General features: G+C 69.6%; 18 protein-coding genes, 1 tRNA gene and 3 pseudogenes. 8 read left to right on the top strand and 14 right to left on the bottom strand.

Annotation, left to right across the window (positions count from 1 at the left end; all coding sequences use genetic code 11):
• Window positions 1-28: 28 nt before the first annotated feature.
• The 3 genes and pseudogenes from QC826_RS25680 to QC826_RS25670 all read right to left on the bottom strand — a co-directional run.
• On the bottom strand, window positions 29-718 hold the full coding sequence (locus tag QC826_RS25680) for a choice-of-anchor E domain-containing protein (RefSeq protein ID WP_279763012.1): 690 nt from the start codon (window positions 716-718) through the stop codon (window positions 29-31).
• A gap of 141 nt (window positions 719-859) precedes the next feature.
• On the bottom strand, window positions 860-1696 hold the full coding sequence (locus tag QC826_RS25675; protein ID WP_279766601.1) for an exopolysaccharide phosphotransferase: 837 nt from the start codon (window positions 1694-1696) through the stop codon (window positions 860-862).
• Window positions 1697-1820: 124 nt separating this feature from the next.
• Window positions 1821-1925 (bottom strand): annotated as a pseudogene (locus QC826_RS25670) (hypothetical protein); the annotation flags it as partial.
• Window positions 1926-2168: 243 nt separating this feature from the next.
• Here QC826_RS25670 and QC826_RS25665 point away from each other — a divergent pair.
• Genes QC826_RS25665 through QC826_RS25655 form a run of 3 tightly spaced genes read left to right on the top strand, consistent with a single transcriptional unit; the run spans window position 2169 to window position 6080 of the window.
• Window positions 2169-3038: a DUF3365 domain-containing protein gene (locus QC826_RS25665; protein ID WP_279763011.1), complete on the top strand. Its 870-nt coding sequence runs from the start codon at window positions 2169-2171 to the stop codon at window positions 3036-3038.
• A gap of 17 nt (window positions 3039-3055) precedes the next feature.
• Window positions 3056-3790, top strand: a complete 735-nt coding sequence (locus QC826_RS25660; RefSeq protein ID WP_279763010.1) for a toll/interleukin-1 receptor domain-containing protein — start codon at window positions 3056-3058, stop codon at window positions 3788-3790.
• A 52-nt stretch (window positions 3791-3842) separates the two neighbouring features.
• The gene (locus tag QC826_RS25655; RefSeq protein ID WP_279763009.1) at window positions 3843-6080 is read left to right on the top strand and encodes a hypothetical protein; all 2238 of its coding nucleotides are present in this window, start codon (window positions 3843-3845) and stop codon (window positions 6078-6080) included.
• Between the two features lie 9 nt (window positions 6081-6089).
• Here the strand turns inward: QC826_RS25655 and QC826_RS25650 are convergent, their stop codons facing one another.
• Both QC826_RS25650 and QC826_RS25645 read right to left on the bottom strand, forming a co-directional pair.
• On the bottom strand, window positions 6090-7082 hold the full coding sequence (locus QC826_RS25650) for an HD-GYP domain-containing protein (RefSeq protein ID WP_279763008.1): 993 nt from the start codon (window positions 7080-7082) through the stop codon (window positions 6090-6092).
• Entirely contained in the window at window positions 7079-10480 is a 3402-nt protein-coding gene (locus tag QC826_RS25645; RefSeq protein ID WP_279763007.1) for an MHYT domain-containing protein, read from the bottom strand. Before QC826_RS25645 ends, QC826_RS25650 begins: the two co-directional genes overlap by 4 nt.
• A 212-nt stretch (window positions 10481-10692) precedes the next feature.
• Between QC826_RS25645 and QC826_RS25640 the strand changes: the two genes are divergently transcribed.
• On the top strand, window positions 10693-11157 hold the full coding sequence (locus QC826_RS25640; RefSeq protein WP_093389424.1) for a MarR family winged helix-turn-helix transcriptional regulator: 465 nt from the start codon (window positions 10693-10695) through the stop codon (window positions 11155-11157).
• A gap of 22 nt (window positions 11158-11179) precedes the next feature.
• Here the strand turns inward: QC826_RS25640 and QC826_RS25635 are convergent, their stop codons facing one another.
• Window positions 11180-11656 (bottom strand): thioesterase family protein, encoded by a 477-nt coding sequence (locus QC826_RS25635; RefSeq protein ID WP_279763006.1) that lies wholly within the window; start codon window positions 11654-11656, stop codon window positions 11180-11182.
• 292 nt (window positions 11657-11948) lie between these two features.
• Here QC826_RS25635 and QC826_RS25630 point away from each other — a divergent pair, with 292 nt between their 5' ends.
• The gene (locus QC826_RS25630) at window positions 11949-12617 is read left to right on the top strand and encodes a DNA-binding protein (protein WP_279763005.1); all 669 of its coding nucleotides are present in this window, start codon (window positions 11949-11951) and stop codon (window positions 12615-12617) included.
• Between the two features lie 82 nt (window positions 12618-12699).
• On the opposite strand, the gene QC826_RS25625 is transcribed toward QC826_RS25630, so the two are convergent.
• The 8 genes and pseudogenes from QC826_RS25625 to QC826_RS25595 all read right to left on the bottom strand — a co-directional run bounded on the left by QC826_RS25625 (window position 12700) and on the right by QC826_RS25595 (window position 18268).
• Complete coding sequence (locus QC826_RS25625) at window positions 12700-13428, bottom strand: hypothetical protein (RefSeq protein ID WP_279763004.1); 729 nt, start codon at window positions 13426-13428, stop codon at window positions 12700-12702.
• Between the two features lie 78 nt (window positions 13429-13506).
• Complete coding sequence (locus QC826_RS25620; protein WP_279763003.1) at window positions 13507-14904, bottom strand: alkaline phosphatase; 1398 nt, start codon at window positions 14902-14904, stop codon at window positions 13507-13509.
• Window positions 14905-14944: 40 nt separating this feature from the next.
• A pseudogene (locus QC826_RS25615) lies at window positions 14945-16397 on the bottom strand (alkaline phosphatase).
• Between the two features lie 214 nt (window positions 16398-16611).
• The gene (locus QC826_RS25610; protein WP_279763002.1) at window positions 16612-16833 is read right to left on the bottom strand and encodes a hypothetical protein; all 222 of its coding nucleotides are present in this window, start codon (window positions 16831-16833) and stop codon (window positions 16612-16614) included.
• Window positions 16830-17258, bottom strand: a complete 429-nt coding sequence (locus QC826_RS25605) for a VOC family protein (protein ID WP_279763001.1) — start codon at window positions 17256-17258, stop codon at window positions 16830-16832. The genes QC826_RS25610 and QC826_RS25605 overlap by 4 nt, the downstream gene beginning before the upstream one ends.
• Window positions 17259-17278: 20 nt before the next feature.
• Window positions 17279-17731, bottom strand: coding sequence for a helix-turn-helix transcriptional regulator (locus tag QC826_RS25600; protein ID WP_279763000.1), 453 nt, complete (start codon window positions 17729-17731; stop codon window positions 17279-17281).
• A 125-nt stretch (window positions 17732-17856) separates the two neighbouring features.
• A complete protein-coding gene (locus tag QC826_RS31810) occupies window positions 17857-18057 on the bottom strand; it encodes a lipoprotein (protein WP_409567710.1) in 201 nt (66 codons plus the stop codon).
• Between the two features lie 135 nt (window positions 18058-18192).
• Window positions 18193-18268, bottom strand: a tRNA-Phe gene (locus QC826_RS25595).
• A gap of 147 nt (window positions 18269-18415) precedes the next feature.
• Between QC826_RS25595 and QC826_RS25590 the strand changes: the two genes are divergently transcribed.
• The 3 genes and pseudogenes from QC826_RS25590 (at window position 18416) to QC826_RS25580 (ending at window position 21127) form a co-directional block, all read left to right on the top strand.
• Window positions 18416-19651: an FAD-dependent monooxygenase gene (locus tag QC826_RS25590; RefSeq protein WP_279762999.1), complete on the top strand. Its 1236-nt coding sequence runs from the start codon at window positions 18416-18418 to the stop codon at window positions 19649-19651.
• 92 nt (window positions 19652-19743) lie between these two features.
• Window positions 19744-20473 (top strand): annotated as a pseudogene (locus QC826_RS25585) (DsbC family protein).
• 195 nt (window positions 20474-20668) lie between these two features.
• The gene (locus tag QC826_RS25580; RefSeq protein WP_093389434.1) at window positions 20669-21127 is read left to right on the top strand and encodes a (2Fe-2S)-binding protein; all 459 of its coding nucleotides are present in this window, start codon (window positions 20669-20671) and stop codon (window positions 21125-21127) included.
• Window positions 21128-21135: the final 8 nt, after the last annotated feature.

Genomic DNA, 21135 nt, shown 5'->3' with positions numbered 1-21135 from the left:
GCGCCGGCCTGCGGCCGGCGCCGGGGTGTTACGCCGCCTTGTTTTTGTTGGCGCGGCGACGGGCCAGGCCCAGCACGCCCATACCCAGCAGCAGCATGCCGTAGGTTTCCGGTTCCGGCACCGGCGCGGCGGCGGTGTACTCGTAGACCACTTTGACGTCGCCGGCGGCGGCGGTGTTGAACTGGGTGATCAGGTTGCCCGAGCCGGAGCCGGTGGAGGCGCCTTCGGCCCGCAGTTTCAGGCCGATGCTGCCGCCGTCGGCCGCCGAGAACGCCGCGAAGTCGTTGGCGTTGAACGAGGTGAAGGCGTTCGAGCCGCTGCTCGACACTTGGCCGGTGCCGGCGCCGGAGGTGCCGCCGAAGTCGATGCCGCCGTCGAAGGCGCTGAACTGGTAGGCGGTCGAGAACACCGGATTGGCCACCACCAGGGTCGAGCCGTCCGGGCGTTGCAGCGTCAGCAGCGAACCCAGGGTCAGCGTGACGGTGCTGGTGGTGCTGTCCAGGCTCTCGGCGCGGCCGCTGCCGGCGACGGTGCCGTTCAGTTCGAACTTGATCGAGGTCAGCGTGCCGAGCTTGGTGTCGAACTTGCCGAACGACAGGGTGTCGCTCCAGTTGGTGGTGGTCAGCGCCTTGGCGGCGTTGAACTCGACGACGCTGGCTTGTGCCGACACGGCGCCGAACAAACCTGCCAGAAGCAAGGCTGCGGTGATTTTTTTCATAAAAACTCCAATTAAGCTGACAAATGCACGAACTGAATGCGCCGACCGGAAACGCGTCGGCAAGGTGAGACTTATTGTATTGCATACATTCATTAAGAGCAACTTAATTGTCTTGGAAATATTTTTGTTACTTTTTCTTTGTTATTGATCAACGCAAGCGCTGTTCGTTGTTGTCGCGCCGCCACGCGGCGTGGCGCCCGCCCGCTCGAAGCGCGACGGCGTCGGCAGCAGCGCCGCCAGCGTGGCGCCGATGCGCAGCAGCTCGGGCGCGTCGGCGGCGGCGTCGTCGCTGGTGTCGTTGATGCAGAAGAAGGGCAGCGTGCCGAAGCGCGCCGCCAGCGCGTCGAACTGCGCGGCGGCGTCGGCGTCGCCGCTGCACACATACAGCGAGTCGGCCTGGCGCAGCACGGCCAGGCCGGTCTGCAGCATCCAGCGCGGCACAAGGTCGGGCAGCAGCGGCGGCACCGCCCAGGAGCGGAACACCGTGCTGCGCACCTGGGCGAACAGCTCGGCCGCCTCGTCCTCCAGGCGGCGCAGCGCGCTGGCCAGCATCGGCCGCGGCGAGTGGGCGAAGATGCGGGCGACGTGGCGGTAGCCCGGGTCGCGTTGCGCCAGCCAGGCGCGCGACAGCAGCGAGGCGTTGACCAGCGCGCTCTCGTGCGGCTGCGGGCCGTCGTAGTCGGGCAGCGTGGCCTCCTCCTTGTAGACGGCCACGCCGGCGGCGCCGAACCACTGCGCCGGATCGAAGGGCGCGCCGAGGAAGACGTCGTCGTTCAGGTAGAGGAAGCGCTCGGCCAGGCCGGGGATGTGGTGCAGATACGACTCGATGTGGCCGGAGTCGAACACCGGCAGCGCGGCGGCCGGCAGCAGCGCGCGGTGGTCGACCAGGCTCAGGCCGGGGCCGGGCCGCAGCCAGGCCGGGCGCTGGCCGTCGGTGACGATGTAGACGTGGCCGTGGCCGGGGAAGAAACGCTGCAGCGCGCGCAGGTTGTAGCGCAGCTCGCCGTTGTCGCGGTAGCCGGCCCTGCACGTCGCCGTGGCGCGCCGGCAGCGCGCTGCCGTCGGCGCGCGCCAGGGCGGCGCGGCGCCGCTCCTGCCAGCGCGGATCGGCGCCGTCGACCCACAGGTAGACGATGTCGATGGCGTCGGTCTCGGCGCCGGGCGGCGCCGTGGCCGCGCGCGGCGGGGCGGGGGGAGGAAGGGACATGGTCTGGTCGGGCGGCGGCTGGGGCGGAAGCGCGCAGTCTAGTCGAGATGCGGCCGGCTGGATAGCCTGCGATCGCGGCAAGCGCCGGCCGCGCCGTTTTGCCGCCGGCGCGTGGCGGACCCGCTCTACGCGCGGCCGCGCGGCCGGAATGTCATCATGTTGTCATAAATGCTCGTTAAAATTTTGACACTTTTTATGCCCAGGTGCAAGCCTCGGCGACCGACACGACTGGACCGGCGACGAATGAAACTGCTGTATAAATTTAACCTCGTGCTGCTGCTGATTTTCGCCCTGGGCTGGTTCGCCACCGCCCAATTGACCCGCCGGGTGTTGCAGGACAACGCCAAGCGCGAGGTGGTCAGCCACGCCAGCCTGATGATGGAGGCGGCCATGGCCGCGCGCGACTACACCAGCAACGAGGTCAAGCCGCTGCTGGCCAAGGCGCTGCAGACCCAGTTCCTGCCGCAGTCGGTGCCGTCCTACGCCGCCACGCAGAGCTTCAACAAGCTGCACCAGGCGCATCCCGACTACAGCTACAAGGAGGCGGCGCTGAACCCGACCAATCCGCGCGACCGCGTCGTCGACTGGGAGGCCGACGTGGTGCAGCAGTTCCGCGACCACGCCGAACTCAAGGAGCTGACCGGCGAGCGCCAGACCCCGGCCGGCCCCTCGCTCTACCTGGCGCGGCCGATCCGCATCAGCGACGGCCGCTGCCTGGCCTGCCACAGCACGCCGGCCGCCGCGCCGGCGACGATGAAGGCCCTGTACGGCAGCAACAACGGCTTCGGTTGGAAGCTCGGCGAGACCATCGGCAGCCAGATCGTCTCGGTGCCGCTGGCCGTGCCGCAGCGCGAGGCCGAACACGCCTACGCGCTGATCATGGGCGGCATGGGCGCCACCTTCGGCGTGATCCTGCTGGCCGTCAACGCGCTGTTCTACCTGCTGGTGCTGCGGCCGATGAACCGCATCAGCCGCATCGCCGACGCGGTCAGCGCCGGCCGCCTCGACGCCGAGCATTTCGACATCAAAGGCAAGGACGAGATCGCGGTGCTCAGCAAGGCCTTCAACCGCATGCGCCGCAGCCTGGAGAAGGCCATGGCCTTGCTCGCCTGAGCAGGCCGGGCAACGCCATGAGCCTCGACGTCTTCCTCAGCCACTCGCACGTCGACAAGGTCTTCGCCGACGCCATCTGCCACCGCCTCGAGGCGGCCGACATCCGCTGCTGGGTGGCGCCGCGCGACATCCGTCCCAGCGAGGACTGGGCCGAGGCGATCATCACCGCGATGGACAACGCCAAGATGCTGGTGCTGATCTTCTCGGCCAGCGCCAACAACTCGCCGCAGGTGCGGCGCGAGGTCGAGCGCGCCGTCAACAAGGGCTTGATGGTGCTGCCCTTCCGCATCGAGAACGTGCCGCTGTCGAAGAGCCTGGAGTACTTCATCAGTACCCAGCACTGGCTCGACGCCATCACCGGCGACCTGGAGGACCACCTGACCCAGTTGTGCCACAGTGTGGCCATGCTGCTCGAGCGCCTGCCCGGCGCGGCGCCGGCCCCGGCCCCGGCCCCGGCCCCGGCCCCGGCGGAGCCGGATGCCGCGCCGATCTTCGCCGACGCTGTTGGCGTTGGCGTTGGCGTTGGCGTTGGTGCCGCCGCACCGGCGCCAGCCGAGCGCGTCGCGCCGGCGCTGCTGGCCGCCGTCGAGGTGGCGCTGGCCGAGGTGCTCGGCCCCATCGCCAAACACCTGGTGCGGCGCGCCATGCTGGCCGCGCCCTCGTCGGCCGAGCTGGTGGCCGCGTTGGCGCAGGAGATCGACGACGCCGGCGAACGCCAGCGCTTCGTCGCGCGCTGCCATGCCGCCCGCTGACGGCACCGGCCGGGCGGCGCCGGCGGAGCTTCCCGCCGCGCGGCCTGCCGCGATGGACGCAACGCCAACCGTCGCTGCCGCCACGTCCGCCAATGCCAGCGCCACCAGCGTCGCCGGCGCCACCACCGCCACCACCGCCGCCGCCGTCAGCGCCATCGCCATTGCCGCCAGCGCCGGCCTAGTCGATCCGCTCGGTCCCCTGTCGCCGTACGCTTTGCCCTTCGTGGTGGCGGTGACCGGCCACCGCGACCTGCACCCGGACGACGTGGCGGCGGTCGGCGAGCGGCTGTTCCAAGCGCTCGAGCTGATCGCGGCGGCCCTGCCGTGCACGCCCATCGTCTGCCTGTCGGCGCTGGCCGACGGCGCCGACCAGTTGTTCGCCGAGCAGGTGCTGCGCCTGCAGCGCCAGCACGCCGCCGAGGACGCCGGCGCCGCCCGCCGCATCGACCTGGTGGTGCCCCTTCCGATGCCCTTCGACGACTACTGCGACGAGCAGGCCGGCGGCGCCGCCGCGCGCGCACGCGACGGCGCCGCCTTCGCGCGCGCGCGCCAGGCCTTCGCCGCGCGCTTCCTGCGCCACAGCGCCGGCGCCGCCAAGGTCTTCGAGCTGCCGCCCGCGCCGCCGGCGGCACCGCTGGAGACGCCGCTGGCGCCGGCCGAGGCGGCCTACGCCCGCTTGACGCGCTACCTCGGCGTGCACGCCCACGTGCTGCTCGCCGTATGGGACGGCCAGACCGCGCCGGCGCGTTTTCCGCGCCAGCCCGGCGGCACGCTGGACCTGGTGCGCACGCTGCTCGACGGCGTGCGGCGCGACAGCCACCCGCGCAGCAGCAACCGCTTCGCCGAACCGCCCAAGGGCCGCGTGCTGCACGTCTACAGCCGGCGCGCGCGGGCCTCGTCGGCCGGCCTGCCGGCGGCGGCCAGCCGCGCCGGCGCCCGTCTGCTGCGCGGCGACGCCGGCCCGCTGGGACAAGGGCAGGGACAAGAACAGGGACCGGGACAAGAACAGGAACCGGGGCAGGGCGTCGGCCACTGGGCCGCGCCGGCGCCGCACTGGCCCGGCGTGCAGGCGCCGCCATTGGCGCAGTGGCTAGGCAGCCCGATGCGCGCCTGCGAGCGCCACGCCGAGCACCGCGCCTGGCGCGCGTTGACGGCGCGGGTGCAGGCACGGCTCGGCCGCGAGCTGGAGCCGGCCGCGCTGGCGGTGCTGCACAGCGTGCGCGAGGCCGGCCAGGAGATCGACACCTTCAACACGGCGCACCGGCGCGCGCTGCTGGCCGGCGACGCCGGCGCCGGCCGCTACGCCGCCGCGCTGCGCGCCTCGGCCGCCGGCTTCCTGGCCAGCCTGGGCCTGCCCGGCGTGGCCGCGCTGCCGGCCGCCATCGGCCTCGGCCTGGGGCCGCTGCTGCACAGCTACAGCGCGCTCGACGTCCAGGCCGAGCGCAGCAAGCGCTTCTGGCGCCGCCGCTGGCTGTTCCTCGCCTCGGCGGCGGTGCTGGCCTCGGCCTCGTCGACGCTGCGACTGCTCAACCCGGCGCACGGCGACCTGATCGAATCGCTGGTGTTCGCCGTCGGCGCCTTTTGCGCCGTCGGCACCTACCTGTGGGTGGCATTGTCGAGCCAGCGCAACGCCTATCTCGACTACCGCGCGCTGGCCGAGGGCATGCGCTTCCAAATGTACTGGCTGTGCGCCGGCGAGCCGACCCTGGTCAGCGACCACTACGTCCACAAGTTCGGCGGCGAGGTGGGCTGGCTGCGCCACGCCCTCGACGCCTGCATGGTGATCCATCCGGTGGCCGGCCTGCCGGCGCGGCGCGTGCTGCACGGCTGGATCGACGACCAGCTGGGCTATTTGAACGGCGCCGGCCTGCGCCGGCGCCAGCGCGGCCAGCGCCGCTCGGTCGCCTTCGGCAACGACCTGCTGCTGGCCGGCCTGCTGTTCTCGGTCGCCGCCGTGGCGCTGGTGCTGGCCCAGGGCCACGCCCGGGCGCTGTCGCTGGCCCTGCTTATCGCCGGCATGAAGCTGGCCACCGGCGTCGGCGCCGCCTGGCTGTCGCTGGTCAACAAGCTGGGCCACGGCGAGACGCTGAGCCAGGCGGCCCAGCTGCGCGGCGTGTACGGCCGCGCCAGGCAGGCGCTGCGCCGGTGCGAGGCCGGCGGCGCCGGCAGCGCCGAGCAGGAGCGGCGCGCCCGCGACCTGCTGTTCGCGCTGGGCAAGGCCGTGCTCGAGGAGAACGCCAACTGGCTGGCCGCCCACCAGCAGCGCCGGCTCAGCTGGCACGGCCGCTGAGCTGCCCGCTCAGCGCTCGGCCCAGCGCTCCTTGACCTCGCACACCTGCGCCAGCCGGCCCAGGAACAGATCGACCAGGCGGGCGTCGAAGTGGCGCCCCTTCTGCTCCTCCAGGTAGGCCACCGCCTGCTCCACCGTCCACGCTTGCTTGTAGGGCCGCGCCGAGGTCAGCGCGTCGAACACGTCGGCGATGGCGACGATGCGCGCCTCCAACGGGATCTGCTCGCCGGCGAGGCCCTGCGGGTAGCCGCTGCCGTCCCATTTCTCGTGGTGGCACAGGGCGATGCGGCGCGCCAGGCCGAGCAGGCCGGATTGGAAGTCGCCGATGATCTCGGCGCCTATCGTCGGGTGGGTCTGCATGACGGCCCACTCCTCGGCGTCGAGCTTGCCGGGCTTGCGCAGGATGTGGTCGGGGATGCCGATCTTGCCGACGTCGTGCATCGGCGCGGCGTGCAGCAGCTCGTCGGCCTCGGCCTGGTTCATGCCGCAGGCCTCGCCGAGGATGCGGGCGAAGTGGCTCATGCGGATCACGTGCAGGCCGGTCTCGTTGTCCTTGTACTCGGCGGCCAGGCCGAGGCGTTGGACGATGTCGAGCCGGCTCTGGCGCAGCTCGTCCATGCGCACCAGCGTCAGGTGGGTGCGCACGCGGGCGCGCACGATGGCCGGGCTGACCGGCTTGGTGATGTAGTCGACGGCGCCGGCGGCGAAGCCCTCGACCTCGTCCTCGGTGTCGGTCAGCGCGGTGACGAAGATCACCGGGATGTGGGCGGTCGCCTCGGCCGCCTTGAGCGCGCGGCAGGCCTGGTAGCCGCTCATGCCGGGCATCATCACGTCGAGCAGCACCAGGTCGGGCTGCTCCTGCGCCGCCAGCTCGACGGCGCGGGCGCCGTCCTTGGCGAACAGCAGGCGGTAGTCGTTCTGCAGGATCTGGCGCAGCAGCTGCAGATTGTTGGCCTCGTCGTCGACGGCCAGGATCAGCGGCAGGAGTTGGGAATTTTTCATGGCGGGGCTTCCGTCGCGGCCGGCGCGACGCCGGCCAGTAGAGTGTCAAGGTGGAGTTGGGCCAGCTGGAAGTCGAAGTCGTCGACGGCGCGTTGCAGCGCGTCGAGGCCGGCGCCGGCGCCGCCGCCCAGGGTGGCGCGCAGCTCGGCCAGGGCGCCGTCGTCGAGGGCGCCACGGGACAGCTGCTGGCGCAGCGCGGCGCCGGCGCGGCGCGCCCGCCCGGCCCGGCCCGGACCGGTCTCGCCGTCGTCGGCGCCGGCCGGCGCGCCGCCCGCCGCCGGCGGCAGCAGCGCGATGGCGGCGCGGGCGGTGGCCAGTTGTCCGTTCAGCGCGGCCAGCAGCGCCTGGCTGTCGGACGCGCCGCCCAGCTCGGCGTTGTCGGTGCCGGTTGTGTCGGCCGCATCGGCAGTATCGGCCCCGGCGCAGGCCCGCTCCAGTCGCGCCAGCGTCTCGGCCAGCTGTTCCAGGCCGAGGTTGGCGGCCACGCCGCGCGCCTTGTGCGCCAGCGCCTGCGCCGCCGCCGGGTCGGCGTCGTGCAGGTGCTGCGCCAGCGTGGCGTCGACGCCGCCGTAGTGCTGTTCGAAGTGGGCCAGGGCGCGCCGGTAGGCCGGCTCCTGTTCGGCCCAGCGGCGCAGGCCCAGGCGCTGGTTCAGCACCTGCGCCGGCGCCGCCGGCGCCGTGCCGGCGGCGCCGGCGGCCAGGCCGAGCACGCGGGCGATCTGCTGCGCCAGGCCGGGCCAGTCGACCGGCTTGGCGGCGAAGCCGTCCATGCCGGCGTTGACGCTGGCGCGGCGGTGCGCGTCGAGCACGCTGGCGGTCATGGCGATGATGGGCACGCGGCGGCGGCCGTCGCGCTCGGCCTGGGCGCGGATCGCGCGGGTGGCGTCGAGGCCGTCCATGTTGGGCATCTGCATGTCCATCAGGATCACGTCGAAGTCCTCCTTGGCGGCCAGCGCGACGGCGATGGCGCCGTCGCTGGCGCCGACCATGCTGTGGCCGCGCCGGCTCAGCTGCAGGTGCAGCAGCTCGAGGTTCTGCGCCACGTCGTCGGCCGCCAGCACGCGCAGCGGCGGCAGTTCGACCGCCGCGCCGGCGCGCGCCCGCTCGGCGCCCGCCGCGGCCGCCACCAGCGGCAGCAGCACGTGGAAGCTGCTGCCCTCGCCCTCGACGCTGTCGGCCCACAGGCGGCCGCCCATCAGCACGACCAGCTGCTTGCAGATGGTGGTGCCCAGGCCGGTGCCGCCGTAGCGCCGCGTCATCGAGGCGTCGGCCTGGGTGAACGGGTCGAAGATGGCGCCCAGGCGCTGCGGCGCGATGCCGATGCCGCTGTCGCGCACCAGCAGGTGTAGCTGGCCGTCCTGCCGCTCGGCGTGCAGGCTGACGCCGCCGGCGGCGGTGAACTTGATGGCGTTGTCGAGCAGGTTGGTGAGCACCTGGCGCACGCGCAGCTCGTCGCCGCGCAGCGCCGGCGGCAGCGCCGGGTCGTAGTGCAGCTCCAGGGTCAGGCCCTTGGCGCGGGCGCCGGCGCCCAGCGTCGAGCCCAGCTCGTCGATCAGGGCCAGCAGGCTGTAGTCGTTGTGTTCGAGCTCGACGGCGCCCTTGTCCAGCTTGGCCGTGTCGAGCACCTCGTTGAGCAGGCGCAGCAGGGCGCGCCCGGCGTTGCGCACCGTGTCGAGGTGGCGCCGCTGCTCGGGCGCCAGCTCGCCGTCGAGCAGCACGTCGGTGAAGCCGAGGATGGCGTTCATCGGCGTGCGGATCTCGTGGCTCATGTTGGCGACGAAGGTGGCGCGCGCGGCGGCGGCCTGCTCGGCCTTCTCCTTGGCCAGGCGCAGCTCGTCCTCCATCAGGCGCCGCTCGGTGATGTCGAGCACCACGCCGTCGAGCCAGCGCGGCGCGCCGGCGTCGTCGCGCACCGGCGCGCCGTTCTCCCACAGCCAGCGCAGCGTGCCGTCGGCGTGGCGCAGGCGGTACTCGACCAGGAAGGTCTGGTCGTGCTCGATGGCGTGCTCGATGGCGGCGTCGAGGCGGGCGCGGTCGTCCTGGTGGATCAGGTCGGCGTAGCGGCGCCGTGGCGCGGCGCCGAGGAAGTCGGCCGGCGGGTGGCCGGTGACGCGCTCGACGGCGTCGCTGATGAACACCAGCGGGTGGCCGCGCTCGACCAGGCTGCGGTAGCTGATGCCGGGGATGTTGCCGATCAGCGAACGGAACTGCCGCTCGTTGTCGTGCAGCGCCTGCACCATGGCGCGCCGCTCGCTGATGTCGGTGATGAAGCAGACGAACAGGTCGCGCTCGGCCAGGCGGGCGTGGCCCAGCGCGCGGCGGATCGGCACCACGGCGCCGTCCTTGCGCTTGCCCAGCACCTCGCTGCCCTTGTCGAGGATGCCGGCGTCGCCGGTGCGCAGGTAGTTGAGCAGGCCGCTGCGGTTGGAGCGCTCGGGGTCGGCCATCAGCAGGCTGATGTTGCGGCCGATGATCTCGTCGCGCTGCCAGCCGAAGATGCGCTCGGCCGAGGCGTTGAACTCGTGGATCATGCCGTCGCCGTCGACGGTGACCACGCCGTCGACGGTGGTGGTGAGCAGGGCGCGCATCCAGGCCTCGCTCTCGCTCAGCGTGTGGTACATCTGGCGGTAGCGCAGCATGCCGTTGGTGGCCATGACGAACACCGAGAAGGCCACCGTGATCAGCGACACGGCCAGCGCCAGGAACAGGCTGTTGGAGGAGGCGTCGGCGCCGGCCGGCACTTGGCCGATGAAGCGCGCCGCCGCCATGCCGGTGTAGTGCATGCCGGCGATGGCGCAGCCCATCACGGTGGCCGCCAGCAGCAGGGCGCGGCCCTCGCCCAGGCCGCGCAGGCCGCGCAGGCCGAAGCGCACCCACAGCGCCAGGGTGGCCAGCACCACCGCCACCACGATCGACAGGCCGAACACCAGCGGGTCGTAGTGCAGCTTCAGGGCCATGCGCATGCCGGCCATGCCGGTGTAGTGCATCGCGCCGATGCCGGCGCCGACCAGCACGCCGCCGACCAGCAGGCCGCCGCCGGTCAGGCGGCGGCGCGAGATCAGCGACAGCGCGACGTAGGAGGCGACCACGCTGGGCAGCAGCGACAGCAGGGTGGTGGCCGGGTCGTAGTCGACCCGGGTGCACAGGTTGAAGGCGAGCATGCCGATGAAGTGCATGGCCCAGACGCCGCTGCCCAGCGCCAGGCTGCTGGTGAGCAGCACCAGCGGGCGCAGCTGGCGGCTGGCGCCGGCCTGGCCGGCCATCTGCAGCCCCATCCAGGAGGAGAAGATGGCCACCAGCAGCGACAGCGCGACCAGCGCCGGGTCGTAGATGCCGTAGGCCAGCAGGGACGGGTCGGCGGGCGGCGCGAACAGCTCGCGCAGGGGAGCTAGGTCCATGGCATGAATTCGGGTGAGGGGTGAGGGGGATCGCGCCGCCAGTATCTCATTTTTTCAGGGAAACTGTTGCCAAGCGTCTATTTTGTCTGCGCGCGCTCAGGCCACGCCTGCTTTGGCCGGCTTGGCGGCGCGCTTGTCCGATGTGGTAAATTGGTTCAAATTAGAACCGTGTGCCGCGCTGCGGCCCCGCCCATCCATTTTCTTGAGCCGCCATGAAACAACCCTCCTCACCCCACGGCACCCAGGCCTGGCTGTCCGTGATCCGCTCCTACAACCTGTGCGAGATGGTGGTCGGCGCGCGCCTGGCCGAGATCGACCTGCGCATCGGCGACCTCGAGGTGCTGGCCACGCTGGCGACCAAGCCCGGCCTGAGCCAGCGCGAGCTGGCGGCGCGCTGCTTCGTCACCAAGAGCGGCGTCAGCATGCTGTTGACGCAGATGGAGGCGCGCCACTGGGTGCGGCGCGAGGACGATCCGGCCGACGCCCGCGCCAAGCGGCTGTTCTTGACCGAGCAGGGCATGGCCCTGGCGGCGCGCGCCATGCGCGTCCAGTCGGAGGTGGTGACGGCGATGGTGGCCGGCAGCTCGCCGGCCGAGCTGGCCGTGGTGGGCGCGGTGATGGAGCGCGCCTCGGCGCAGCTGGAGGCGCTGCTGCAGGCGGACCGCCGGCGCGCCTGAGCCGGCCGGCCCGGGCGGCGGGCTATTTCGCCGGCGCCGCGGCCTGCGCCGCCAGCAGGGCGGCGATCACCTCGGCCGGCGCGACCACGCCGTGCCTGCCCTTCAGCACGCCCTTCGAGGTGCCCTCGGCGACGATCCGGTCCTTGATCGAGAAGCGGTGCGTCATGTAGAAGTGCCGCTCGTCCCAATGGCTCAGGTGCAGGGTGGCGGTGAAGCGCTGGAACACGCCGAGCGACTTGCGGTAGTTCATGGTGTGCTCGGTGATGATCGGCATCCAGCCGCGCTGCAGCATGATGCGCGCCAGGCCGGAGCGGATGAACAGGTCGACCCGGTTCAGGTCGCACAGGGTCAGGTAGCGGCCGTTGTTGACGTGCAGGTTGAGGTCCAGGTCGTTGGGAAAGGTCAGCAGCGACAGCTCGCTGGTGGCCGGGCCGACCGGCAGGCGCGGGCGGAAGAAGGAGCTGAGCAACACATACAACAGGCGGACGAACAGATTCATGGCGATACTCCAATCGGGGATGCGGGTTTGGTTCAATATTGAACATTATAGTTCAATATTGAACCAATGTCGCGGCTGGCGCAAACCGCGCTGGGCGCTTGGTCGCCCACCGGCTTGTTGGCGCCGCCGCCGAAGGGTTTTTATCGCGCCCGTTGCAACAGCCGGCGTCCGCCGCGCCAATTCCGCCACGGTCCCCTTGTTGATAGGCAAGATCATCCTGTATCGTGTGGTCTTTCCCTGCCAATGATCTGAATTGGCAACAATGACAACCCTAGCCCTATCGGAGACAGCAATGGCAGGTCAAGAAGTCACATTCGACGAGGTCGCGGCGGCGGCCGCCAGCCTGCAGAACGACGGCGAGCGGGTGACCATCGAGGCCGTCTCCGACTTGCTGGGCGGCGCCGCCCCGGCCAGCGTCCACCAGCACCTGACGGCGTGGCGCGCCAGCGGCGCCAAGCCGGCGGAAGTGGCCACGCCGGAGCTGCCGGAGGCGCTGCTGGACGCGCTGGGCGGCTGGGCGCGGCAATTCGCCGTCGACTCCGGCGCCGGCAGCCAGGACGCGCTGGCGCAATCGCAGCGCGACGTCGAGGAACTGCTGGCGCAGGTGGCCAGCCTGATGTCGGCCCGCGACGAGGCCCTGGCCACCCTGGAGGAGCGCGGCGAGAGCATCGCCCGCCTGACCGCCGAGCTGCGCGACGCCCGCAACGTCGCCACCGACGCCCTGGTCGGCAAGGCCAAGGACCGCCTGGCCATCGACGGCAAGGACAACCAGCTGGCCGACCTGCGCGCGCAGATCGAGCGCAATGTGGCGGCTTCGGCGGCCGAGTCGGACGCCCGCCTCACCGCCGAGATGGAACTGGTTGGCGCCGTCACCGCGCGCGACAACTTCGCCGCCGAGATCAAGGAGCTGCGCGCCCAGCTCGACGCCGCCCAGGCCGAGCGGCGCGGCACGCGCGGCTAGCGCCAGCGCGCCCGCCCGGCGGCGCCGCAACGCGCGCCGCAACGCGCGCCGCGTCGCGTCGCGCGCGGCGCGCGCCCCCGGCTCAGTCCAGGAAGTCCGAGTACTCCTTCTGCGCATAGCCCTTCAGCCGCTGCCACGGCAGCTCGCCGCTGGTGCCGGCCTGCACCGTCAGGTCGACCCGGTTGAAGAAGGTCGCCGCCTTGTCGCCGCTTTCGATGACCAGCGGGATCTGCCGCTTGTCGTCCCACAGGACGCGCTCGAACAAGCCCTTGTCCTCGCGTTCGCGCCAGCGCGCGCCGGCCACCGTCGATGCGCGCGCCGACAGCGGCATCGCCTTCAGCCGTGCCGAGTCGAGCAGGTAGTAGGCGTGGTCCCAGGAACCGTCGAAACCGACGTTGCCGAACTCGGCCGGCGGAATCGCGATCAGCTCCTTGGCGCGGACGTCGACAAATTCCACCCGGGGTTGGCCGTTTTCCAGCGCCACGTGGCGCGGCAGCACCACATGGTTGAAATGCTTGTGCTCGGCGGCGACGCGGCCGGCCGCCTTGTTCGCCGGCTTGGCGGCATGCTCGTGGCGCTCCTCGGCGCCGGCCGGCAGCACGCGCGCGGTCCAGACGTGGCCGGCGCGGCGCAGCATGGTTTCCTCGTAGCGCGCTTCGCGGCTCACGCCCTCGGGCGTGACGACCTTGCTGTAGTAGCTGATGCGCAAGTCCAGATCCGCGCCGGTAGTGCCGGCGGCCGGCGCGGCCTGGGCGCTTGCCGCCAGGCACAGCGTTGTGATGAGTAAGGGGAGCAGGGGGAGGCGTTTCATGTGGCTCTTTAAATGAAAACGGGAGCGGACACCTGTCCGCTCCCTTGACGATCAGCGCGACGCCGACGAATCAGTCGATCACAGGCCGAAGGCCGACTTGAGCAGGCTGAACACCTTGGTGTTGTCCAGCGTGCCCTTGAACGGCTTGGCGCCGGCGCCGGTGGCGAACAGCTTCACGTCGCCGCCGCCGTGGGTTTCGCTGGCCAGGCGCACGCCGGTCTCCTGCAGGTAGTTGTCGGCCAGGACGGTGGCGCTGTCCAGGCTGGCACGGGTGTTCGGCCGGTTCGGGCCGTTGCCGAACACCAGGGTGGTGTAGCTGTTGCCGTCGGCGTCCTTGCTCGGCAGCTTGTCCTTGTAGCCGCGGTTGATGTCGAGGATAGGATTGCCGCGCTTGGCGTAGCCGTTGAAGGCCAGCGTGTGGTCGTGGTCGGCGGTGACCACGATCAGCGTGTTGGCCAGGGTCGGATCGCTCAGCTTGGCCTTGTCCAACGCCGCCTTGATGGCGTCGTCGAAGGCGATGGTGTCGGTCAGCGCGCGCTTGGCGTTGGTGCCGTGCAGGGCGTGGTCGATGCGGCCGCCCTCGACCATCAGGAAGTAGCCGTCCTTGTTCTGCGCCAGCAAATCCATCGCCTTGACGGTCATCTCGGCCAGGCTGGGCTGGCTTGCGCCCTCGCCCAGCGGCGGCGTGGCGCTGCGGTCCAGTTCGTATTCAAGGTGGCTCTTGCTGCTGTACAGGCCGATGAACTTCTTGCCGGCGGCGGCCGCGTTCATCTCCGTCTTGTTGGCGGCCACGACGTAGCCCTTGGCCGCCATCTCGCTCAGCAGGTTGCGGCCGTCGGCGCGGCCGGCCTTGTTGCTGGCGGCGTCGAACGGGGTGAAGTGGTTGCGGCCGCCACCCATCAGCACGTCGACGCCGTCGAGCAGGGCGGCGTTGTAACCGGCGCCGCCCGGAACCAGCTGGGCGGCGATGGCGTACTGGGCGTTGCGGTTGCAGATGTGCGAGAAGGTCGCCGCCGGCGTGGCGTGGGTCAGCTCGGTGGTGGTGATCGAACCGACCGCCTTGCCCTTGGCCTTGGCCAGTTCCAGGATGGTCGCCACGGTGCTGCCGTTGCCGGCGGCGCAGTTGTTGACGCCCAGGTTGCCGTTGGCGTCCTTGCCCGGATTGGTGGCGACGGTGTTGGCCGACATCGAGATGACCTCGTTGTTCATCTTCACGCCGGTCATGTAGGCGGCCATCGACGGCGCGCTGTCGGTGGTCTGGGCGTCGTTCGAGTAGGTCTTGACGCGCGCCGTGCGCTCCAGCTTGTCCATCGCCAGGCTGCCGTCCTCGCCGTATTTGTAGATGCGCGAGGCGGTGATGGTCGACGGCCCCATGCCGTCGCCGAGGAAGAAGATGATGTTCTTGGCTTCGCCGGCCGCCTGGGCGGCGTTGGCGAAGGACAGCGCCAGCGCGGCGGCTAACAGTGTACGTTTCATGTGCAAAATTCCGTTCTTAAAGTATGCGTGACAGCGTGGCTTACAGGCCAGCGGCGTTTTTCACCAGACCGAACACCTTGGTGTTGTCGATGGTGCCGAGGAAGCTCTCCGAGCCCTTGCCGATGGCGCCGAGGAAGACGTCGGTGCCGCCGTGGGTCTCGTTGCCGGCGCTGACGCGGATCGCCGCCTCCTGGTGGTAGGTGGCGGCGCCGGTGACGCTGTCGTCCAGCCCGGACTGGCCGGCGCGGCTGGCCTGGACCCGGTTTTCGCCGTTGCCGAAGCCGATGATCGAGTAGGGCGCGCCGTCCAGGTCCTTCTCCACCGCGCCGGTGACGTAGTTCTTCACCACGCCGAGCACGCCGGCGTTGCCGCTGGCGGTCTTGCCGGTGCGCTTGGCGTAGCCGTTGAGCACCAGCGTGTGGTCGTGGTCGGCGGTGACCACGATGGTGGTGTTCTTCAGCTCCGGATCGGTCAGCTTGGCCTTGGCGATGGCGGCCTTGATGGCGTTGTCGAAGGCGACGGTGTCCTGCAGCGCCTTCTTGGCGGTGGTCTCGTGCAGAGCGTGGTCGATGCGGCCGCCCTCGACCATCAGGAAGTAGCCCTTGCTGTTCTTCGACAGCACGTCCATCGCCTTGGTGGTCATTTCGGCCAGGCTCGGTTCCTTGGCCGGGTCGCGGTCCAGGTCGTAGCTCATGTGGCTGGAGGTGAACAGGCCCAGCAGCTTGTCGGTCTTGGCGCCGTCGATGGCGTTGAACTCGCCGCTGTTGCTGGCGAAGGCGTAGTTCTTCGCCTTCATCTCGGCGATCAGGTCGCGGCCGTCGGCGCGCTTGCCGCCGTCCTTGACCGGCTTTGAAGAACTGGCTGCCGCCGCCCAGCAGGACGTCGAGGCCGGTGCTGCCCAGCGCGCTGTTGAAGCCGCTGCCGCCCGGCACGACCGCCGCGGCGATGTCGTTTTCCAGGTCGCGGTGGCAGATGTGCGAGTAGGTCGCGGCCGGCGTGGCGTGGGTGACGCGGGTGGTGGTGACCACGCCGGTGGACAGGCCGGCCGCCTTCGACACTTCCAGCAGGGTGGTGACCGGGCTGCCGTTCTTGCTGCCGCAGTTGTTGCCCAGCTTGTTGCCGGCGGCGTCGGCGATCGGATCGACGGCGACGGTGTCGGCCGACATCGACAACACCTCGTTGTTCATCTTCACGCCGGTCATGTAGGCCGCCATCGACGGCGCGCTGTCGGTGACCTGGGCGTCGTTCGAGAAGGTCTTGACGAAGGCGGTTTCCGGCAGGGTGTCGATGGTCAGCTCGCCGTCCTCGCCCACCGAGTAGATGCGCGCGGCGGTCAGGGTGGTCAGGCCCATGCCGTCGCCGAGGAAGAAGATGACGTTTTTCGGCGCGGCGGCCGCTGGGGGTGTCGGGCTGGCCGCCGTCGGGGTGTCGCTGCTGCAACCAGCGATCAGGGCGGCGCTCAATCCAGCAATGAAAAGGGACTTGCGGTTCATGTTGTCAATCCGGCTGTGTTGGGGAAGCTTTCAACATAGCAATTCCTTGTGACCGGGTGATGACTTGATGGCTGCGGCCGGCGGCCGGCCGGTCGTGTCCGGCCGTGCCGCGGCGGCCGGAATCGAACCACCGGCACAAGGATTCTTAACAATCGCGTCGAATCCCGGTTGCCGTTCAGCCGTGCAGCGAAGCCGCGTCGGCTGGAGCATATCGTCAGGCGGGGCCCCTGCTGCGCCACTTGCACACGTATGGCAGCGCGAACAGGTAAAGGCCGGAAAACAACATCAGAAATAGCGGAGGCAGCGGCGAGTAGCTTATCCACGCCGATGGCTCGCCCGGGGCCATTGCCCTTGCCGCGAAGTTGGCCAGCACGGTCAGGGTGAAAACGATGGACAGCCAGCGGTGGCTTTGGCGTATCCAATGCTGCCAGCTCATGGCAACTCCCCCGCATCCGGCTTGGCCGCTTCGATCATCTTCCATCCGTTGCCGGACGGATCGCGGAAGCCGGCATCCACCTGGCCGTAGCGGTCCATCGGCTGCTGGGTAAACTCCACTCCGATGGCATGCAGGCGTTCGTACGCCGCACGGCAGTTGTCTACCGTGAGGACCAGCGGCGGCATGGCGCCCTTCGCTACCATCTCGTTCAGGGTCTGCGCGGTGGCCGCGTCATGCACAGGCGGTCCGGGCTTGAACAGGCCCAGTTGGAACGAGGGCTGGTCCGGATGCTGCACCGTCAGCCAGCGATAGTGACCGTTCTGAACGTCGGTATGGACCTGGAACCCCAGCTTGCCGACATAAAACGCGAGCGCTTCGTCCTGGTCGCGCACATAAAGACCGACTACATTGACACTTTGAGCCATATAACCTCCTTGGATGAGAGCTACAGTTTGCCAGTGGCCTTCATGCGCCGCTTCTCCAAAACTGCGATGTTGAGATCCGGCCGTTGCGCACTGCGCGCGACGCACTCGGGGATCTGCGCGCCGGCCTGCGGCTGCGAGCGCTCGCGCGCCCGCAGCTCACCCGGGCTGGCGCCGGCAATGTCGCGGAAGATGCGTCCAAAGGTGCCCAGGCTGGCCCAGCCGGTTTGGAACGCGATGTCGGTAATCGGCAGATCGGTGTCGCGCAGTAGCGCCGTGGCGCGTTCGATCCGGCGTGTCAGCAGGTAGCGATGTGGCGGCAAGCCGAAGGCTTTTTTGAACTCGCGTGCAAAATAGGCCACCGAGACGGCGCTTACTTCCGCCAGCCGGCCGATGGGCCACTCCTCATGGGGCGCGCCGTCCATTCTATCTTTCGCACGTAACAATCGCCGCAGGAGAAGGGGGCTCTGGGTCATGCATATCCTCGTGTCTGAGTGGTACGCGTAGTTAAGCAGGCGTGGGGCCAGTTCCGGAAACTGGACAAAATATCACCATTTTAGCCTGACGCAGCAACCATTCCTACAGCCGTCGCCGAGTCCGATTAGCGACCGGCAAGTAGCCCAACGTAACGCTGATTGTTGCCGGGCTTTGAGTTTGTAAAAAGAAAATCGCTATCAAACACGAGTACCCTGGACTGCGCCACCGGTCGCATGCGCAGCGATGTCGTGGAGACTGGTTGAGTATTCGCGCATCCGGTAAGCAGCAATGCGGCTGTCAGAGCAAAAGTGATGTAACGGCGCATATCGCCGAATCTTCTCTGTTTGATAAGAATTAAGGATGCTGGGAGGCAGGAAATAGTTCAAGGCAGAGGAGACGGCACCTCAGAAATGCAAAATGCCAAGCTGCATGGCTTGGCATTTTGTGTTGACACTGTTCTTGGTGGCCCGGGGCGGAATCGAACCACCGACACAAGGATTTTCAATCCTCTGCTCTACCAACTGAGCTACCAGGCCAAGGAGCAGAATTATAGCAGGCCGCGACGAAATTGCAAGGCCAGGCGGAAACTATTTACCGCGCGGGGGTGGGGCGGTGGCGCCGGCCGTCCCGCCCCCGCGCCGGCGCGCTCGATTCCGCCGGGCCACAGGGGCTATAATGCCCGAATGAACAGTCCATCCTCCCCCTCCGTGCGGCGCTTCATCCAGAGTGATATTTGTATCGTCGGCAACGGCGCCATCGCCAAGACGGCGGCACTCGGATTCGCCCAGGCCGGGCAGAGTGTCACCCTGCTGTGTCCGCCGGCGCCGCCGGCTTCGGCCCCGGCCGGCGCCGACCCCGGCTGGGACGTGCGCGTCTTCGCCCTCAACCACACCGCCTTCCACCTGCTGTCCGCCCTCAAGGTGTGGGGCGCGCTCGACGCCGCCCGCGTCGCCCCGGTCGACGCCATGCTGGTCAACGGCGACGGCGACGGCGCCCAGGCCGGCGCGCTCGGCTTCGACGCCTACGGCGCCCACACCGGCACGCTGGCCTGGATCGTCGAGGACCGCAACCTGAACCAGGCGCTCGACGCCGCGCTGCGCTTCGCCCAGAACGTGAGCATGGTGCAGGGCCGCGCCACCGGCCTGCTGCGCGGCGCCGAGCACGCCACCGTGCACCTGGACGACGGCTCGTCCATCCAGGCCGCGCTGGTGGTCGGCGCCGACGGCGCCCAGTCCTGGGTGCGCGGCCAGTGCGACATCGGCATGGACTACCGCTCCTACGGCCAGTGCGCCGTGGTGTCGAACTTCCACTGCGAGCGGCCGCACCACGGCGCCGCGCAGCAGTGGTTCACCGGCGCCGAGGGCATCGTCGCGCTGCTGCCGCTGCCCGGCGACATGGTATCGCTGGTCTGGTCGGCGCCCGAGGCGCTGGCCGCCACGCTGCGCGTCGAGTCGGCCGAACAGCTGGCCGCCCGCCTGGCGCCGTTCGCCGACGCCAAGCTGGGCAAGCTGACGCCGCTGCGGCCGGAGCTGGTGCGCGACTTCCCGCTGCGCCTGATGCGCCCGCACAGCATGGTCTCGGCCCGCGTCGCCCTGGTCGGCGACGCCGCCCATGTGGTCCATCCGCTGGCCGGCCACGGCATGAACCTGGGCTTCGCCGACGTCGAACAGCTGGTGCGCTGCGTCGCCGAGCGCGAGGCGCAGCGCGGCATCGGCGACGAGCGCGTGCTGGCCCGCTACGCCCGCGCGCGCAAGGAGGACGTGCTGCTGATGCAGCTCGCCACCGACGGTTTGGCGCGCCTGTTCGGCGCCGATTTGGAGCCGCTGCGCGTGGTTCGCAATTTCGGATTAAACTTGCTGGATAAACTGCCCGGGCTCAAGCGCCGGCTGATCTCGCACGCCCTCGGCAAGCAGGGCTGAGCGGATCGGGCCGGGGCCGCCCCGGCGGCATGGGAACCAAGCGCGCGCCGGCCTTTGCCGGCGCGCGTCGTGTAGTCGTCATCGGAGATGGTATGAGAAAGAGCAAGATCGCCCTGTTGTTATTGTCCGCGCTGGTCGCGTCCTGCGTCGGCGCCGAAACGCCGGTCGAGGAAACCATCAAAAAACTCATCGAGCCGCGCCTGGGCGACGGCATCAAGGTCGACTCGGTCAAGGCCACGCCCTACGGCGGCCTGTACGAGATCCGCTTCAACGGCGAAATCCTCTACACCGACAAGAGCGCCACCTACCTGTTCTCCGGCCACGTCTACGACGCCGTCAACTCGGTCGACCTGACCAAGAAGCGCCTCGACGAGATCAACCAGATCAAGTTCTCCGACCTGCCGCTGCAGCACGCGCTGAAGACCGTCAAGGGCGACGGCAAGCGCGTCATCGCCGTCTTCGAGGACCCCAACTGCGGCTACTGCAAGCGCTTCCGCCAGACCACGATGAACTGACCTGGACAACGTCACGGTCTACACCTTCATGTACAACATCCTGTCCGACGACTCCTTCGTCAAGTCGAAGAACATCTGGTGCGCGCCGGACCGCAACAAGGCCTGGGACGACTGGATGTTGTCCGGCAAGGCCGCGCCGGCCGCGCCGGCCAGCTGCGCCAGCACGCCCAACGAGGCGGTGGTCGAACTGGGCCACAAGCTGCGCATCAACGGCACGCCGGCCATCTTCTTCGCCGACGGCAGCCGCATCCCCGGCGCCATCGACCTGAAGGCGCTGGAAGCCAAGCTCGAATCGATCAAGCAGTAAATCCGTTTTCGCGGGCCGCCGTTGGCGCGGCCCGCCGCATCCCTGAGCTTCCCTTTTGCTGCACCCGGCATCACCGATGGTCCATGATAAAAGCGGGGTTCACCCGCTGCCTCACGGCGCGCCGCCGTACGCGCGTCGCCCGCTGTTCCGGCTTTCACTCCTCCAATTAGAACCTCGCCCCAAGGAGCACACTAGATGATCACCCTGAATATCAACGGCAAAGACATGCAGGTGGACGCCGACCCGTCGACCCCCATCCTGTGGGCGCTGCGCGACAACCTGAACCTGACCGGCACCAAATTCGGCTGTGGCGCGGCGCTGTGCGGCGCCTGCACCGTGCACCTGGCCGGCCAGCCTATCCGCTCCTGCATCACGCCGATCTCGGCCGCCGTCGGGCAGAAGATCACCACCATCGAGGCGATGGAGTCGGACAAGGTCGGCAAGGCGGTGCAGGAGGCCTGGGTCAAGCACGACGTGCCGCAATGCGGCTACTGTCAAAGCGGCCAGGTGATGAGCGCCACCGCGCTGCTGCGCTCCAACAAGGCGCCCAGCGACGCCGACATCGACAACGCCATGAGCGGCAACATCTGCCGCTGCGGCACCTATCAACGCATCCGCGCCGCCATCAAAGACGCCGCCAAAACCATCGCCTAAAGGGGAAT

The organism is Rugamonas sp. DEMB1, from assembly GCF_029834475.1.
In the GTDB taxonomy this organism is placed as follows: domain Bacteria; phylum Pseudomonadota; class Gammaproteobacteria; order Burkholderiales; family Burkholderiaceae_D; genus Rugamonas; species Rugamonas rubra.
The sequence above is the reverse complement of the archived record's forward strand: the minus strand, read 5'-3'. Positions and strand labels throughout refer to the sequence as shown.